The following is a 14,537-nucleotide window of genomic DNA, read 5'->3' as shown; positions in this document are numbered from 1 at the left end:
CCATAGAATCTCCCACATTTGACCGAGTTCGACCAAGGAATGTGTGACAATACCCGCCACTTTTGAAACAAACGCAGAATCGACGCAGCCCATGACCGCCCCCAGCACACCCAAAGCACCGCGCAAGAAGCCAAAATCCAGTACGCCGGCCAAGCCCGTCGTTCCGCGCAAAGAGGCCACCTTGCACCCGCGTAACCGCCACCAGGGCCGTTACGACTTCCAGGCGCTGATCAAGACCACGCCCGAACTGGCGCAATTCGTGATCATCAACCCGTACGGCAAGGAAAGCATCGACTTTGCCAGCCCAGACGCGGTGCGGGTGTTCAACCGGGCGTTGCTCAAGGCGTTCTACGGCATCAATCACTGGGACATCCCGGCTGACTACCTGTGCCCACCGGTACCGGGGCGTGCCGACTACGTGCACTTCCTCGCCGACCTGCTCGCCAGCGTCAACGAAGGCGTGATCCCCCGTGGCGCGCCGGTGAAGGTGCTGGACATCGGCATGGGCGCCAACTGCGTCTATCCGTTGATTGGCTACAGCGAGTACCGCTGGAACTTCCTCGGCTCGGAAGTCGACCCGACCGCCGTGGCCGCCGCCAAGGCGATCGTGCAGTCCAACGGGCTGAACAAGGCCATCCAGCTGCGCCAGCAAACCAACCCCAAGCAGATCCTGCTGGGCTTGCTGGAGCCGGGCGAGCGGTTTGACCTGACCATGTGCAACCCGCCCTTCCACGCGTCCATGGATGAAGCGACCAAGGGCAGCGAACGTAAATGGCGCGCACTGGGCAAGGCTGATCCGAAACGCAAGTTGCCGGTGCTGAACTTCGGTGGCCAGTCGGCGGAATTGTGGTGTGAAGGCGGTGAAGCGCGGTTTGTGACGCAGTTGATCGCTGAAAGCGCGCATTTCCAGCATAAAGTGCTGTGGTTCAGCACCCTGGTGTCGAAAGCGTCAAACCTGCCGGCCATTCAGACAGCGCTGAAAAAGGCCGGTGTGCTGGAAAGCCAGGTAGTGGAGATGTCCCAGGGCCAGAAGCAGAGCCGCTTCGTCGCCTGGACGTTCCAGACCCCGAGCGAGCAACAGGTGTGGCGCCAGCGTTGGGCCCGTAAAGACTGATAAATCGCAGGCAACAAAAAACCGTGCCCGGATCGCTCCGGAGCACGGTTTTTTTTGCTGCGTCTTACTTGTTAACAGCGTCGGTCAGGCCTTTGGCCACAACCAGCTTGATAACTTTCTTGGCAGCGATTTCGATGGCAGCGCCAGTCGAAGGGTTACGGCCAGTACGGGCAGGACGCTCGGTCACTTTCAGTTTGCCAACGCCTGGCAGAGTGATTTCGCCGCCGTTTTCCAGCTGATCAGCAACGATCTGGCTCAGTTGGTCCAGCAGAGCACGCACGGTGGTTTTCGGTGCGTCTACAGCTTCAGCCAGATCAGCGATCAGTTGGTCTTTAGTAATAGCCATTGTGGTGTTCCTTCCCTATCAAATTCATTTGGATTGCAGAGTGCAGTGTCAGCCATCGAGCCCTGCCATCAAGGCCTGGCACCCAAGGGCTATAACCACGAAGATCGGGGTTATAGATACCTGAAACCGGGTTTGGTTCGACCTGACAAATGCTGAATGCACGCTTAACGCCCAGACTGCGCGTAAGACGGGGCAAAACTAGCACAGAGACGGGGAAATATCCGCCTCAACATACCCATTTGGTCAGCTTTATCGCTCTAAACCGTGAAAAAAAGGCATATGGCCCGTCGGATGGCGCTCAAAACGCCCTCCGAACAGCGCCATCCCCAGCGGGTGCGGTACACTGGCGACTTTTTCCGGGAGCCCCCCCCTCCCCTTCAACCAGCCGAGAAGCCCATGCCGATCCGTCATTGCATCGTCCACCTGATCGACAAAAAACCCGACGGCACACCCGCAGTTCTCCACGCCCGCGACTCCGAGCTTGCCGAGTCGGCCGCGATCGAGAACATGCTTGCCGACCTCAACGAGAGCTACAACGCCAAACAAGGCAAGGCCTGGGGCTTTTTCCATGCCGAGTCCGGCGCGCACCCGTTCAGCGGCTGGTTGAAGGAGTATTTCGACGGCGGCAAGGATTTCACCGCCTTCAGCCGCATTGCGGTGGAACACCTGCAGAAGCTGATGGAGGAGTCCAACCTCTCCACCGGCGGCCACGTGCTGTTTGCCCACTATCAACAGGGCATGACCGATTACCTGGCGATCGCCCTGCTGCACCACAGTGAAGGCGTAGCCGTGACCGACCAGCTGGACGTGACGCCGTCGCGCCACCTGGATCTTGGCCAACTGCACCTCGCCGCGCGCATCAACGTGTCCGAGTGGCAGAACAACAAGCAATCCAAGCAGTACATCTCGTTTATCAAGGGCAAGAACGGCAAGAAGGTCTCGGAGTACTTCCGCGACTTTATCGGCTGCCAGGAAGGCGTCGACGGCCCGGGCGAGACCCGCACCCTGCTCAAGGCCTTCAGCGACTTCGTCGAGAGCGAAGACCTGCCGGACGAATCCGCCCGCGAGAAAACCAAGACCCTGGTGGACTACGCCAGCAGCCAGGCCAAGCTCGGCGAGCCGATGGGCCTGGAAGAGCTGTCCGGGTTGATCGATGAAGATCGGCCAAAAGCCTTCTACGATCACATCCGCAACAAGGACTACGGCCTGTCGCCGGAAATCCCGGCGGATAAACGCACCCTCAACCAGTTCCGCCGTTTCACCGGGCGTGCCGAAGGCTTGTCCATCAGCTTTGAAGCGCACCTGCTGGGCGACAAGATCGAATACGACGAAGCCGCCGGCACCTTGATCATCAAGGGCCTGCCGACCCAGCTGACCGACCAGCTCAAGCGTCGCAACTGATGCTGGGCGGGGTTCTGAAGAAAGTCCTGCTGGTGTTGCTGGTGGTGGTGGTTTTCCAGAACTGGGGCAAGATCGAGCGGTTGTTCAACCCCTCCCAGGTGGTGCCGGAGCAGACACGCGCGGCAGCGCGCGTGGTGCTGTATTCCACCGAGTGGTGCGGCTACTGCAAACAGATCCGGCGCTTTCTGGATTCCAAGGGGATTCCCTACCAGGCGTTCGATATCGAGAAGGACGCCCAGGCGCGCAAGGCGTACGAGGCGTTGGGGGGCGGCGGGATTCCGTTTGTGGACGTGAACGGCACGCTGATTCGCGACTACAACCCGGAAGCGATCATGGCGGCCCTGAAGTAACTCACTCTGTAAAATACCGCAGATCAAATGTGGGAGCGGGCTTGCTCGCGAATGCGCTGGTTCAGTCAATACATCTGGCGACTGATCCACCGCTTTCGCGAGCAAGCCCGCTCCCACATTGGGTTTGCGTACGCGTTAGAAATTGGCCTCCAGGGAAACCATCGCCGTACGCTCTTCACCCACGTTGTAATACGCCGAGCTGGCCGCCAGGCCATTTACCGGCGCCGAGTTGAACGACACGGTGCGCGCCGAGCTCAAGTATTCCTTATCAAACACGTTGAGCATCGAGAAGCGCAGCGCGGCCGACTTGAAGACCTTCTTGTCCACCGGCAGGTAGATACCGGCGTTGAGATCAAACACGGTGCGCCCGGAGATTTTCTCGTTGTTGGTCAAATCACCGTAGAACGCCCCGACATACTTGCCGGCAATGTTGCCGTAGTAGCGCTTGTCGTCGTAACCAAACACCAGGTTGAGCATGTTTTCCGGCACGTTGGCCAACTGGTTGCCCTTGGTCGGCAACAACACGTTCTTGCTGACAAAATCGTCCTGCTGCTCGGACTTGGTATAGGTGTACGACGCGTAGTAGTTGAAGTTGTACGGCAGCAGGCCGCTCCACTCCAACTCCAGGCCTTTGTTGGTCACGTCACCGACGTTGGCCATCACGTAGTCACCGTTCAAGTCGGTGGTCGACAGCTGACGGTCCTTGAAGGTGATGTAGAACAGGGTGGCGCTCAGGGCCATTTTCTCTTCGGTGTAGCGCCAGCCCAGCTCCTGGTTCCAGCTCAGCTCGGGGTTGAGGTTGAGGGAGTCACCCTTGTTGTACAGCACGTAGTTCTGCGGGGTGCGCATGTTGCGAGTGACGTTGTAGAACGCCTGGTTGCTCTCGTCGACCTGGTACTTGGCACTGAAGTTCGGCAGGAACTGATGGTAGCGGGCGTTACGTTTTTCCGGCTTGTCGTACAGGCTACCGAGGTTGTCGCCGTCCCGTTCGACGTACTGGTACGCCAGGCCGCCGACAAAGCTCAGGTCTGGCGTGGCTTGCCAGCTGTCCTGCACCCACAACTTCTGGGCCGGGGTCACGGTGTATTGATGGCGCCCCTGGACAGTCTTGCCGTTCTTGTCGACCACCTGGCCGCCGCTGTTGTAATCGCCCCAGACGTCGTTCGGTGCACCTTCGCTGTTGATCCCGATATACGGCTGGGTCTGGCGCTGGCGAGCGCGCTCGTACCAGTAGCCGTAATCCAGGCTGTGTTCCTCGTTGATGTCCCATTTCATTTTGACCGTCACGCCAGGGCGCCAGGTTTCGGTCCACGAGGGGCGATAGTAGTTGGCCGACTTGAGGTTGCTCAGGTCGTAGTTGCCACTCTTGTCGGACTTCGGCCCCAGGTTGGTCGCGGTCTGGCCGCTGAAACTGCCGCCGTTGCCCCAGTAGTAGTAAGGCGCAACCGTCAGGGCCAGGTCATCACGCAGGCGCCAGCGCTGGGTGAAGGTGGTCATGACACTTTCAAATGGGTTGCGGTTGAGCTTGTAGGAAGACGACAGCAATCCGTTCTTGTAGACCGGGGTTTCCGCGTAATCCAGGCGGCGGCCCTGTTGCTGGAACTGGCTCTTGCTCAGCGTGTTGTAGTTGTAGTTTTCCTGGGTGTTGTACTTCATGGTGAAGTTGCTGGTGTTGCCGTTGTCGTCTTCGAACAGCGTGCTCCACTCCACCTTGTCGCCCCGCAAGGTGCCCTTGCCGCGCCACTTGTCGCCCTCGGTGTGAGAGGCAGACACCCAGGTCTTGAAGCCGCCGAGGTCCCCGGTGTTGATGCGGGCGAAGGACTTTGTCAGGTTGTTCGAACCCATGGATTGCTTGACGAACAGCCCCGGCTCCTTGGTCGGCCGAATGGTGACCATGCCGATGTTACCGCCGCTGGAACCAATGTGCGGGCCGTCCGCTTCCGAGGAGCCCTGGGTGACAAATACTTCGCCGACGTTTTCCGGGTCGCCCAATTGGTTGGCGTAAACACCGTAGCTGCCGGAGTCGTTGATCGGCACGCCGTCCATGGAAACCCCGACCTGGTCGGAGTTCATGCCGCGCATGGTGAAGCTGGTGCCGCTCATGCCGCTGGCGTCGTCGTTGGAAACGTTGATGCCCGGGGTGTACTTGAGCTTGTCGATGGCGTTGGCCGTCGGGGACATTTCGTCCATGGCTTCCTTGGTCACCGTGGACCGGGCCTTGGCACTTTCTTCCTGAATCATGTGGCCGGTGCCCAGGGTACGTTCGCCGGCGACGTGCACCGAACCGACATCCTGGGAATCGTCTGCCAGAACCAGCGGCGCAAAGCCGCCCAGGCCCGATGCTAAAAGCAGGGCATAGAGTTTGTTGTAGGTCACGAGTAGATCCCTTACATGCATCTATCTGTTGTTATGGGGGAGGTATTGGCGATCTCGGCTGGGTGAACAGCGCCGCCAATCTTCCTGACCACCTGCTCAGGAATCCGAGGATCATCCGTGCATCACGTAACGATTTGGTTACAGGTTTTGGCGATTGCGATGAAGGTTAAATGAAAGGTCCACACACACGGATGTGCCAAGGCATGGGGATTTTCAAGGGCAGGTGGTGCAAGTAATGACAGCGCCACGCCATTGCAGCGTAGCGCTCTGTATCTAGCGCAATACGATCATCCGACCGAGCAGCGAGTGTTGTTCAAACCCCAAGACCGCCTGCAACGCATTGAGCACCGCCTGGGGGTCCTTGCTCGGGAAACTGCCGCTGACACGCCGGGCGCCGAGGTCTTCGTTGAGCAGCAGAATGCGCCCCGGATAGTAGCGGCCGAGGTCTTGCACCACATCGGTCAGTGGTGCCTTGTAGTAATTGAGCCAACCATCGCGCCAGGCCAGGCGCGACTCGCTGTCGACCGCGTGCAGCTCATCGGCGACACCATCGGCGTAGGCCACTTGCTGGCCGGCCGTCAGAATCTGTTGCTGAGCATACTTCGACGGCGTTACCCCAACCCGACCGGACAACACCGTCACCTGCGCACCTGCCGGTTGCAGGCGCACCTCAAACTGCGTGCCGAGCACCCGTGCTTCGCCGCTGCCGGCCTCGACCACAAAGGATTCGCCAGTGTGGGTCACACTGAAAAAACCGGCGCCACGGCGTAGCTGGATATGGCGCTCGCCATGCTTGAAATCCACTGCGATCGCACTGTCGGCGTCCAGGGTCACCTGGCTTTGATCGGCCAGGGTGACGGTCTTCACCTCACCCGGCGCGGTGACATAATCGGCACCGAAGTCATCGACCCAGCGTGACGGCTGCCAGCCGGCGCCCATCGAGATCATCACCAGCAGGCAGGCGGCCATCGCCAGGGCGCCAGACCAGCGCCGCACGCTGGAGCGTTTCGACGTATTCATCGCGTTCAAGTAACCCTGCAGCGCCAGGGCATCCTCATCCGCCAACGTTCTGGCCGGTACTTCACTCAATTCCCACAGCACCTGGGCTTGGGCGTAGGCTTCCACATGCGCAGGATCGGCCCGCAGCCAACGGCTGAACGTGGCCTGGTCGCCACTGCTGGGTTGGTCATGCAACAGGCTCAACCAGGCCAGTGCGGCCTGTTCCTGGTCGGGCGTCGGGGTGACGCGGGCAGTGGCGTTCACGGGGCTTTCCTTGGCGATGGTTCACGAAGGCTGGCCTTGCAGGCTTCGAGGGCACGCATCATATGTTTTTCCACGGCGCTTTGGGACAGGCCCATGGCCTTGGCGATTTCCGCGTACTTGCGGCCATGGATGCGGTTGAGCAGGAAAATCTGCCGGGTACGTTCCGGCAGGCTGCGCAAGGCTGCTTCAACGTGACGCAGATCATTGCCCGCCTCCAGCGCGGCCTGGGGTTCGCAGCCCTGGTTATCCTGTTGTTCCGGCAGCCAGCCTTCGCTGCTGCGCACCCGGGCGCCTTCGCTGCGCAAGTGGTCGATGGCGATATTGCCGGCGCAGCGCAGCAGGTAGGTGCTGAGTTCCTCGACCTGCACCAGCGGCCGGCGCCAGAAGCGCAGGAACAAATCCTGCACCAGGTCCGCCGCCGTCGCACGGCAGCCCACGCGGCGGCTGACCAGCGCTTCCATCTGCGAGCGCTGGGACAGGAACACCTGCAGGAAATGCGCCCGTCCGCCCGCCGCGTCTGCGTGCTGCTCTGGATGTTCGGGGGGCGTGGTGATCATCAACGGTGGACTCAAAGGGTCGCGAAGGCCGCAACCGGACTGGCCAGCAGGCCGAGGCCCGCCAGGATCAAGGCCAGCCTTGGCCGATACGGCAACAGCAACACCAGCAACAACCCGCTGAGCATCAAGACCGCGCACCACTCCACCAACCCCTGGCTCCACCCGGTCGCGAGCACCGCCGGCCAGATCGAGACAATCAACAGCAGCCAGCCGCCCACGCGCAAACCCAGGCGCCGACGAGGCGAAGGTTTACTGTGCAGCAGTTCGCCATGGTGCCGGTCCATAGACAGGCACAACGCGGTAAACCCTGCGTAACACAGCAATAGCGCCAGGAGCATTCAGTTCACCTCGCCATTGAGGGTCAATGGCCGGGCACGTTCGGCCTTGGGCTGAGGGACGCGGCGGTGCTGCATTTTCCAGGCAGCCCAGGCGAGGAACACACCGCTGCCCAGGCACGTCAGGTCGAAGCCGGCTATGGCCCAGTCGCCGTTGGCCAGGGTCACACCCAAATGCTGGGTCGTGGTCAGCGCGTTGAGCACCGGCACGCCGATAAACAGCAGCGCGCCCACACTCAATTGCTCAACCCAGCCGCGGCGCCCCTGGCGAACAATCGCGTGCACGACGCTCAAGCCCCAGGCAATAAAGAAGGCTTGTACTTCCCAGTCCGAACGCCCGGCAAAGCTGGCCGGCAACAGGCGGTTGGCCCAGAAGAATGCAGCGATGGCGATCATCAAGCCGGACATGCTGGCGATGTTCAGCACTTCCACCAGCCGCAGCTCAAAGGGCATCACACCGGTTTTGGTGTGCTTGAGCTGACGCTTGCCCAGCCACATCACCAGCCCGGTGCCGATCATTGCCGTGCCCGCGAGGCCGCAGATGAAATACAGCCAGCGCAATACCGGGCCGGCGAAATGGCCCATGTGCAAACCGTAGAAGCTGCCACCAATCGCCGCCGGCAGCGACTGCTCGCCGCTCACCCGCAACAGTTCGCCGGTAGTGCCGTTGAATGACACGGTGCTGCCAAAGTCATGCACCACTCGATCCGACCCGGCGCGGAACACATTGACCGAGGCGTTCACATCGCTTGGATTATTCACCACCAGCCGTCCGACATGCCCACCGGCCCATTGCCCGCGCGCCTGCTCGTACATCGGGCCCAGTGGCAGCAATTGCCCCGGCTGGCCGAGGGCCGGCGCATTGTCGGTGGCCGGAAACACATCGTTGAAGAACGCACGGGTGTCGTTGCCGTAGGAAGCGAGGATGCTCGCCGGCATCACCATGCTCATGAAAATCACCAGGCTGCTGTAGGTGATCATCAAGTGGAACGGCAACACCAGCACGCCCACGGCGTTGTGCCCGTCGAGCCAGGAACGCTGGCCCTTGCGCGGGCGGAAGGTGAAGAAGTCCTTGAAGATTTTCTTGTGGGTAATGATCCCGGTGATCAACGCCACGAACATCACCATCGCGGCGATGGTCGACAGCCAGCGCCCCCACGGATAGGGCATCTGCAGCTGGAAGTGGAAACGATAGAAGAATTCGCCGCCCATGCTCTCCCGGGCCTGGACCTGCTGGCCGCTGACGGGATCGAGGAGTTTTTCGACGAAATTGCCGCGTTTGCCCGGGTCGACCTTGTCTTGCCACATCACCGACAGGCCCGGCTCACGGCTGCTTGGCAAGGTGATAAACCAGCGCGCGGCATTGGGCGCCTGGTGTTGCAGATAGGTTTGGGCGGCGGCCAGGCTACGGGCGTCATCGACGGGATGCGCCTGCACTTCGGGCTGCATCCAGTGGGTAATTTCGTCCTTGAAATACGACAGGGTGCCCGTCAGGAAAATCGCAAACAGCAGCCAGCCAAAGATCAACCCGGCCCAGGTGTGCAACCAGGCCATGGCCTGGCGGAAGCCCTCTTTCATGTGCGCGCCATCCAGTACGCCAACCCGGCGAACGTGGCCATTATCGCGCTGGGCAGCAACACGCCAAACCAGGCGCGCCAGGCCGTGCGGCAGGCGAAGCACCAGATGACCGCCAACAGGTAGAACACAAACGAACTCAGCATGCCGCTGATCACCGCATCGGCGCGGCTGGTGGGCAGCCACAGCGTCATGCACACGCTGGCCAGCGAGGCCAGCAGGTAACCGCCGACCACAGCCGCCAGCACCCGCGAAGTCACGGCAAGACGGTAGGAAACGGGAAGTGAGGTTTTGCGTTTCATGCACAAGGCGCCAGGTTCGTCAGTGCGCAATATTAATGATAAAGGTTCTCATAAGCAAAAGAGAACGCATCACTGGCAATTGCCGAACCCGCCTGCGCGCCCTACAATGCGAACAATTCTTGTTCTCTAAAGCATGCCCATGCTGCCGGAGTGTGCGCGTTGCAGCCGTCCAACACCGTCGAAGTCCTGTACCACGACCATCACCACTGGCTCACCGGCTGGTTGCGACGCAAGCTCGGCTGCCCGGAAAGCGCCGCCGACCTGGCCCAGGACACCTTCATCCGCGTGCTCACCGCACGGGAAACACCGACGCTGATCGAACCTCGCGCCTTCCTCACCACCATCGCCAAGCGTGTGCTGTGCAACCATTACCGCCGCCAGGACCTGGAGCGCGCCTACCTCGACGCCCTGGCGCAAATGCCCGAACACGTGGCGCCGTCGGAGGAAGAGCGGGCAATCATCCTGCAAACCCTGATGGAGCTGGACCAGTTGCTGGATGGCCTGGCGCCCCTGGTCAAACGCGCGTTCCTGCTGTCCCAGCTCGACGGCCTGACCTACGCGCAAATCGGCGCGGAACTGGGCATCTCCATCGCCACGGTCAAGCGCCATCTGAATAAAGCGGCGATGCGCTGCTACTTCGCCCTATGAGTTTCTCAACGCAAGTCGCCGAACAAGCGGTGCACTGGCTGATGGAAATGCAGCAGGGCCCGCTCAACCCACGCAAACAAGCGGCCTGGCAACAGTGGCTGGACGCCCACAGCGAACATCAGCGGGCCTGGGAGCACATCCAGCGAGTGAACCAGCGCTTGCGCGGGATGCCATCACCCCTGGCCCATGCCGCCTTGAATGCACCGAAATCCAACAGTCGTCGTCAGGCCCTGAAGTTGTTGCTGATACTCGGCGCCGGGTCGGCAGCGGCCTGGGGTTTGCGCCAGCAACATATATTGCCGCCGTTGAGTGCCGACTACCGCAGCCCCATCGGCCAACGGCGCAAGTTCCAGCTGGCGGATGGCAGCCAGTTGCAGCTCAACACCGGCAGTGCGGTGGATGTGCATTTTGATGGCCAGCAACGCTTGATCCGCCTGCTCGAAGGCGAAATCCTGCTGACCGCCAAACCCGGCAACGCCCCGCTGCGGGTCATCACTTCCCAGGGCCTGCTCAGCGCCCAGGCCGCGCGGCTGAACGTGCGGCAATTCAACGATCACACACAACTGGCGGTGTTTGATGGGCACGTTGACGTGATGCCCAACACCTATAGCGGTTTGCCGTTGTCGGTGGAGAAAGCCCATCAGGTCAATTTCACCCGCAAAGGCTGGGACACCGCCCGCCCCACCGACGCCGGCAGCGGCGCCTGGGCCGACGGCATGCTGGTGGCGGCCCACATGCGCCTGGAAGATTTCCTCGCCGAATTGAGCCGTTATCGCCGTGGCCAGCTCAATTGCGACCCGCAGGTGGCCAACCTGCTGATTTCCGGCAGCTACCCGCTGGACGACAGCGAACGAATCCTGGACCTGCTGCAAGTCAGCCTGCCGGTCAGGGTCCGGCGGTTTACCCGCTACTGGGTCACTGTCGAAGCCCGTGCCTGAAATATTTTCAAACCCCGTGAGCCGTTTTCCGCACCTCGCGTGACAGAGAAGGAAAGCCACCTTGATCCTTCCTTCTCAGGACCGCACTTCATGCCCCAGCAACCGACTCGCCTGACGCCACTCGCCCGCACCCTGCGCCACTTGTTGCTGGGGGCCAGCCTCAGTTTCAGCACCGTTCCCTACGTAATGGCGGCCGACGCCAAGCCCTACCGCATCGCCCCTACGTCACTGGAAGCGGCGCTGAATCAATTTGGCCGGGAAGCCGGCGTGCTGATTTCATTTGGCTCGGACGTGACTGCCGGCGTGCAAAGCCCTGGCCTGTCGGGCAACTACACCGCTGAAGAAGGCTTGAATGCGTTGCTCAAAGGCACCGGCCTGCAAGCCCGTGCCGAGGGCAACAACGCCTTCAGCCTGCAACCGGCGAATGCTCCGGCCACCCTCGAATTGGGCACCTCCAACGTGGTCGGCGACTGGCTGGGGGACGCGGCGCAAACCAACGTCTTCGAGCACCCGGGCGCCCGGGACGTGATCCGCCGCGAAGAATTCGAACGCCAGGGCGCCACCCAGGCCCGCGACGTGCTCAACCGCATTCCCGGGGTCAACGCCCCGGAAAACAACGGCACCGGCAGCCACGACATGGCGCTGAACTTCGGCATTCGCGGGCTCAACCCACGCCTGGCCTCGCGCTCCACGGTCTTGATGGACGGCATCCCGGTGCCGTTCGCGCCGTATGGCCAGCCGCAGTTGTCGTTCGCGCCCATCAGCATGGGCAACATGGATGCCGTGGACGTGGTACGCGGCGGCGGCGCAGTGCGTTATGGCCCGCAGAACGTCGGCGGCATCGTCAACTTCGTCACGCGCGCGATTCCCGATGCACCAACGGTGAAAGGCGGCCTGCAAACCGAAACCAGCCCGTCTTCCAGCCACGATGGCTTCAAGACCACCGGCAACCTGCTGGCCGGCGGCACGGCGGACAACGGCCTGGGCGGCGCGATCCTGTATTCCGGCACCCGTGGTGGTGATTGGCGCGAAAACAGCGACACCCGCATCGACGACCTGATCCTCAAGGGCAAATACCAGCTGGACGACGCCAACAGCTTCAACGCCATGGCGCAGTACTACGAAGGCAAGGCGGATATGCCCGGTGGTTTGAGCACTGCGGCCTACAAGGCCGACCCGTATCAGTCCACCCGCCCCTACGACCAGTTCTGGGGCCGGCGCACCATGTTCAACGCGGGCTATCGCTACCAGGAAGACCGCCGGGAATTCACGGTCAACAGCTTCTTCACCACCACCCTGCGCAGCGGTTACCTGGACCAGGGCAACTTCCTCTCCCTGTCGCCCCGCGAGTATTGGGTACGCGGCCTGGAAACCCGTTTCGCCCAAGGCTTCGACCTCGGCCCAACCAGCCACGAAGTCGGCGTGGGCTACCGCTACATCAACGAGGCCGGCCACGAACTGCGCTACCGCACGCCGATTTCCGCCAATCAGCAACTGCCGACCACCGACAGCCGCAACGACCGCGACACCCGGGGCAGCACCGAAGCCAATGCGTTCTTCGTCGACGACCGGATAGATATCGGCAAGTGGACCATCACCCCGGGCATCCGCTACGAGATGATCGAGTCCCAGCAGACCAACAACCTCAGCAACGTCAAATACAAAGGCGACTACAACACCGCCCTGCCGGCGCTGAACGTGCTCTACCACCTGACCGACGACTGGAACCTCTATGCCAACACCGAAGGGTCGTTCGGCAGCGTGCAGTACAGCCAGATGCCCAACCGCGTGACCAGTGGCGAAGTGAAGCCGGAAAAAGCCCGCACCTGGGAACTCGGCACACGCTATGACAATGGCACCTTGCGCGCCGAGATCGGCGCGTTCCTGATCAACTTCGACAACCAGTACGACAGCAACCAGACCAACGACACCGTGATCGCCCGCGGCGAAACCCGCCATCAGGGCATCGAGTCCAGCATCAACTACGCCCTCGACGGCTTGAGCCCGGCGCTCGCCGGTTTTGATGTGTACGCCACCTACGCCTACGTCGACGCCACCATCCGCGAAGACGGCCCGAACAAAGGTAACCGCGTACCCTTCTCCTCCAAGCACAAGGGCACGCTGGGTGTGGGTTACACCGAAGGTCGCTGGAAGTTGAACGTGGACAGCAGCTACCAGAGCAGCCAGTTTGCCGACAACGCCAACACTGAAGCAGAAAGTGCTGATGGCAGCACCGGACGCATTCCTGGCTACATGCTGTTCAGCAGCCGCGCGGCGTACGACTTTGGCCCGCAGCTGTCGGATTTGAACGTGGCGGTGGGTGTGAAAAACATCTTCAACAAGCAGTACTACACCCGCTCGTTTGACGATAACAACAAGGGCAAATACGTCGGCGAGCCGCGCACGCTGTATGTGCAGACGTCCATCGCGTTCTGATCAGCTACCCGCCAGGCACGACGGTGTGCCGGCCACCAACGCGTCGATGGCGCAACGGGTCTTGGCCGGCATGTGCGTCGCCGTGGGCCAGATGACATGGATCGGCATCGGTTGCTCGCGGTGGCCCGGCAGCACCGCCTGCAATTGCCCGCGCAACACGTAGTGGGCGATCAGCCAACTGGGCAACCAGGCCAGGCCGACCCCGGCGATGGCGGCATCGGCCACGGCCTGCAGGTCATCGAGGATCAACGGCGAGGCGACTCGCTCGCGGTGCGGGGCATTGCTGCGATAGGCAATGCCCCGGTGCCCGGCCAGGTCGTCGATGGAGTCAATACGAGGTGTGCGCTGCAAGTACGCGGGTGACGCCGCCAGGGCAATCGCCTGTTCGCCGAGGCGACGTGCACTCAAGCGGTCGGTGTCGGGCAATGCGCCGATGCGCACCGCCAGGTCGAAGCCTTCCTGGGCCAGGTCGATCAGTCGGTCGGAGAAGGAAATTTCAATCTCCAGTTGCGGAAAACGGTCCATCAGCCCCCACAACGCCGGCGCCGCATAGTGATGACCGAACGCCAAAGGCAAGCTGGCCCTTAACCGTCCACGTGGCTGCTGACGGCCACTTTCCAGCACGGATTCGGCGGCTTCCAGTTCCGCCAGCGCACGCAGGCAATGCTCGTAATAGGCCTGCCCGTCCTCGGTCAAACGCTGACGCCGGGTGGAGCGTTGCAACAGCGACGTCCCCAACCGCGCTTCCAGACGTGCCAAGCCTTTGCCCACCGCCGAGCGCGTGAGGTTCAGCCGTTCGGCGGCCTCCGTCAGATTGCCGCTCTCGACGATCTGCAAAAACAGTTCAACACCATCAAAACGCGGAGTGGCCATGGTCGTTTGTCGCCCTATATTCC

General features: G+C 61.6%; 14 protein-coding genes. 6 read left to right on the top strand and 8 right to left on the bottom strand.

Annotated elements, in window-relative coordinates:
* Nucleotides 1–91 precede the first annotated feature (91 nt).
* On the top strand, nucleotides 92–1,114 hold the full coding sequence (gene rlmF, locus HYE77_RS21880) for a 23S rRNA (adenine(1618)-N(6))-methyltransferase RlmF (protein ID WP_003212741.1): 1,023 nt from the start codon (nucleotides 92–94) through the stop codon (nucleotides 1,112–1,114).
* A gap of 64 nt (nucleotides 1,115–1,178) precedes the next feature.
* Here the strand turns inward: rlmF and HYE77_RS21875 are convergent, their stop codons facing one another.
* Nucleotides 1,179–1,460, bottom strand: a complete 282-nt coding sequence (locus HYE77_RS21875; protein WP_003212743.1) for an HU family DNA-binding protein — start codon at nucleotides 1,458–1,460, stop codon at nucleotides 1,179–1,181.
* A gap of 396 nt (nucleotides 1,461–1,856) precedes the next feature.
* On the opposite strand from HYE77_RS21875, the gene yejK reads away from it, so the two are divergent.
* Both yejK and HYE77_RS21865 read left to right on the top strand, forming a co-directional pair.
* Nucleotides 1,857–2,861 carry a nucleoid-associated protein YejK gene (yejK, locus tag HYE77_RS21870; RefSeq protein WP_003212745.1) on the top strand — a complete coding sequence of 335 codons (1,005 nt, stop codon included), beginning with the start codon at nucleotides 1,857–1,859 and terminating at the stop codon, nucleotides 2,859–2,861.
* Nucleotides 2,861–3,211 carry a glutaredoxin family protein gene (locus HYE77_RS21865; RefSeq protein WP_003212747.1) on the top strand — a complete coding sequence of 117 codons (351 nt, stop codon included), beginning with the start codon at nucleotides 2,861–2,863 and terminating at the stop codon, nucleotides 3,209–3,211. Before yejK ends, HYE77_RS21865 begins: the two co-directional genes overlap by 1 nt.
* Before the next feature lie 135 nt (nucleotides 3,212–3,346).
* Here the strand turns inward: HYE77_RS21865 and HYE77_RS21860 are convergent, their stop codons facing one another.
* From HYE77_RS21860 to HYE77_RS21835, 6 genes are all read right to left on the bottom strand, one after another.
* Complete coding sequence (locus tag HYE77_RS21860; RefSeq protein WP_177069318.1) at nucleotides 3,347–5,587, bottom strand: TonB-dependent receptor; 2,241 nt, start codon at nucleotides 5,585–5,587, stop codon at nucleotides 3,347–3,349.
* Between the two features lie 273 nt (nucleotides 5,588–5,860).
* The gene (locus HYE77_RS21855; protein WP_177069317.1) at nucleotides 5,861–6,850 is read right to left on the bottom strand and encodes a FecR family protein; all 990 of its coding nucleotides are present in this window, start codon (nucleotides 6,848–6,850) and stop codon (nucleotides 5,861–5,863) included.
* Entirely contained in the window at nucleotides 6,847–7,407 is a 561-nt protein-coding gene (locus HYE77_RS21850) for an RNA polymerase sigma factor (protein WP_003212753.1), read from the bottom strand. Before HYE77_RS21850 ends, HYE77_RS21855 begins: the two co-directional genes overlap by 4 nt.
* 11 nt (nucleotides 7,408–7,418) lie before the next feature.
* Entirely contained in the window at nucleotides 7,419–7,745 is a 327-nt protein-coding gene (locus tag HYE77_RS21845) for a DUF3325 domain-containing protein (protein WP_003212755.1), read from the bottom strand.
* Nucleotides 7,746–9,320 carry a PepSY domain-containing protein gene (locus HYE77_RS21840; protein ID WP_177069316.1) on the bottom strand — a complete coding sequence of 525 codons (1,575 nt, stop codon included), beginning with the start codon at nucleotides 9,318–9,320 and terminating at the stop codon, nucleotides 7,746–7,748.
* On the bottom strand, nucleotides 9,317–9,619 hold the full coding sequence (locus HYE77_RS21835; RefSeq protein ID WP_003212759.1) for a DUF3649 domain-containing protein: 303 nt from the start codon (nucleotides 9,617–9,619) through the stop codon (nucleotides 9,317–9,319). The genes HYE77_RS21840 and HYE77_RS21835 overlap by 4 nt, the downstream gene beginning before the upstream one ends.
* Nucleotides 9,620–9,778: 159 nt before the next feature.
* Here HYE77_RS21835 and HYE77_RS21830 point away from each other — a divergent pair, with 159 nt between their 5' ends.
* From HYE77_RS21830 to fecA, 3 genes are all read left to right on the top strand, one after another.
* Complete coding sequence (locus HYE77_RS21830; RefSeq protein ID WP_177035647.1) at nucleotides 9,779–10,267, top strand: sigma-70 family RNA polymerase sigma factor; 489 nt, start codon at nucleotides 9,779–9,781, stop codon at nucleotides 10,265–10,267.
* Nucleotides 10,264–11,205: a FecR domain-containing protein gene (locus tag HYE77_RS21825; RefSeq protein WP_087695174.1), complete on the top strand. Its 942-nt coding sequence runs from the start codon at nucleotides 10,264–10,266 to the stop codon at nucleotides 11,203–11,205. Before HYE77_RS21830 ends, HYE77_RS21825 begins: the two co-directional genes overlap by 4 nt.
* A gap of 90 nt (nucleotides 11,206–11,295) precedes the next feature.
* Entirely contained in the window at nucleotides 11,296–13,641 is a 2,346-nt protein-coding gene (fecA, locus tag HYE77_RS21820) for a TonB-dependent Fe(3+) dicitrate receptor FecA (RefSeq protein WP_003212766.1), read from the top strand.
* Here fecA and HYE77_RS21815 read toward each other — a convergent pair whose 3' ends face one another.
* Nucleotides 13,642–14,514 carry a LysR family transcriptional regulator gene (locus HYE77_RS21815; protein WP_008438547.1) on the bottom strand — a complete coding sequence of 291 codons (873 nt, stop codon included), beginning with the start codon at nucleotides 14,512–14,514 and terminating at the stop codon, nucleotides 13,642–13,644.
* Between the last annotated feature and the right edge of the window lie 23 nt (nucleotides 14,515–14,537).

Origin of the sequence: Pseudomonas sp. IPO3774 (assembly GCF_013386835.1) — a bacterium.
Lineage (GTDB): Bacteria > Pseudomonadota > Gammaproteobacteria > Pseudomonadales > Pseudomonadaceae > Aquipseudomonas.
This window is presented reverse-complemented; position numbering and strand designations above follow the sequence as displayed.

Excerpts from the sequence above, each read along its gene's own strand:
- HYE77_RS21875 (WP_003212743.1), bottom strand. The coding sequence starts at position 1,460 with ATGGCTATTACTAAAGACCAACTGATCGCTGATCTGGCTGAAGCTGTA.
- HYE77_RS21845 (WP_003212755.1), bottom strand. The coding sequence starts at position 7,745 with ATGCTCCTGGCGCTATTGCTGTGTTACGCAGGGTTTACCGCGTTGTGC.
- HYE77_RS21815 (WP_008438547.1), bottom strand. The coding sequence starts at position 14,514 with ATGGCCACTCCGCGTTTTGATGGTGTTGAACTGTTTTTGCAGATCGTC.
- fecA (WP_003212766.1), top strand. The coding sequence starts at position 11,296 with ATGCCCCAGCAACCGACTCGCCTGACGCCACTCGCCCGCACCCTGCGC.
- HYE77_RS21825 (WP_087695174.1), top strand. The coding sequence starts at position 10,264 with ATGAGTTTCTCAACGCAAGTCGCCGAACAAGCGGTGCACTGGCTGATG.
- yejK (WP_003212745.1), top strand. The coding sequence starts at position 1,857 with ATGCCGATCCGTCATTGCATCGTCCACCTGATCGACAAAAAACCCGAC.
- HYE77_RS21850 (WP_003212753.1), bottom strand. The coding sequence starts at position 7,407 with ATGATCACCACGCCCCCCGAACATCCAGAGCAGCACGCAGACGCGGCG.
- HYE77_RS21835 (WP_003212759.1), bottom strand. The coding sequence starts at position 9,619 with ATGAAACGCAAAACCTCACTTCCCGTTTCCTACCGTCTTGCCGTGACT.
- HYE77_RS21840 (WP_177069316.1), bottom strand. The coding sequence starts at position 9,320 with ATGAAAGAGGGCTTCCGCCAGGCCATGGCCTGGTTGCACACCTGGGCC.
- HYE77_RS21865 (WP_003212747.1), top strand. The coding sequence starts at position 2,861 with ATGCTGGGCGGGGTTCTGAAGAAAGTCCTGCTGGTGTTGCTGGTGGTG.
- rlmF (WP_003212741.1), top strand. The coding sequence starts at position 92 with ATGACCGCCCCCAGCACACCCAAAGCACCGCGCAAGAAGCCAAAATCC.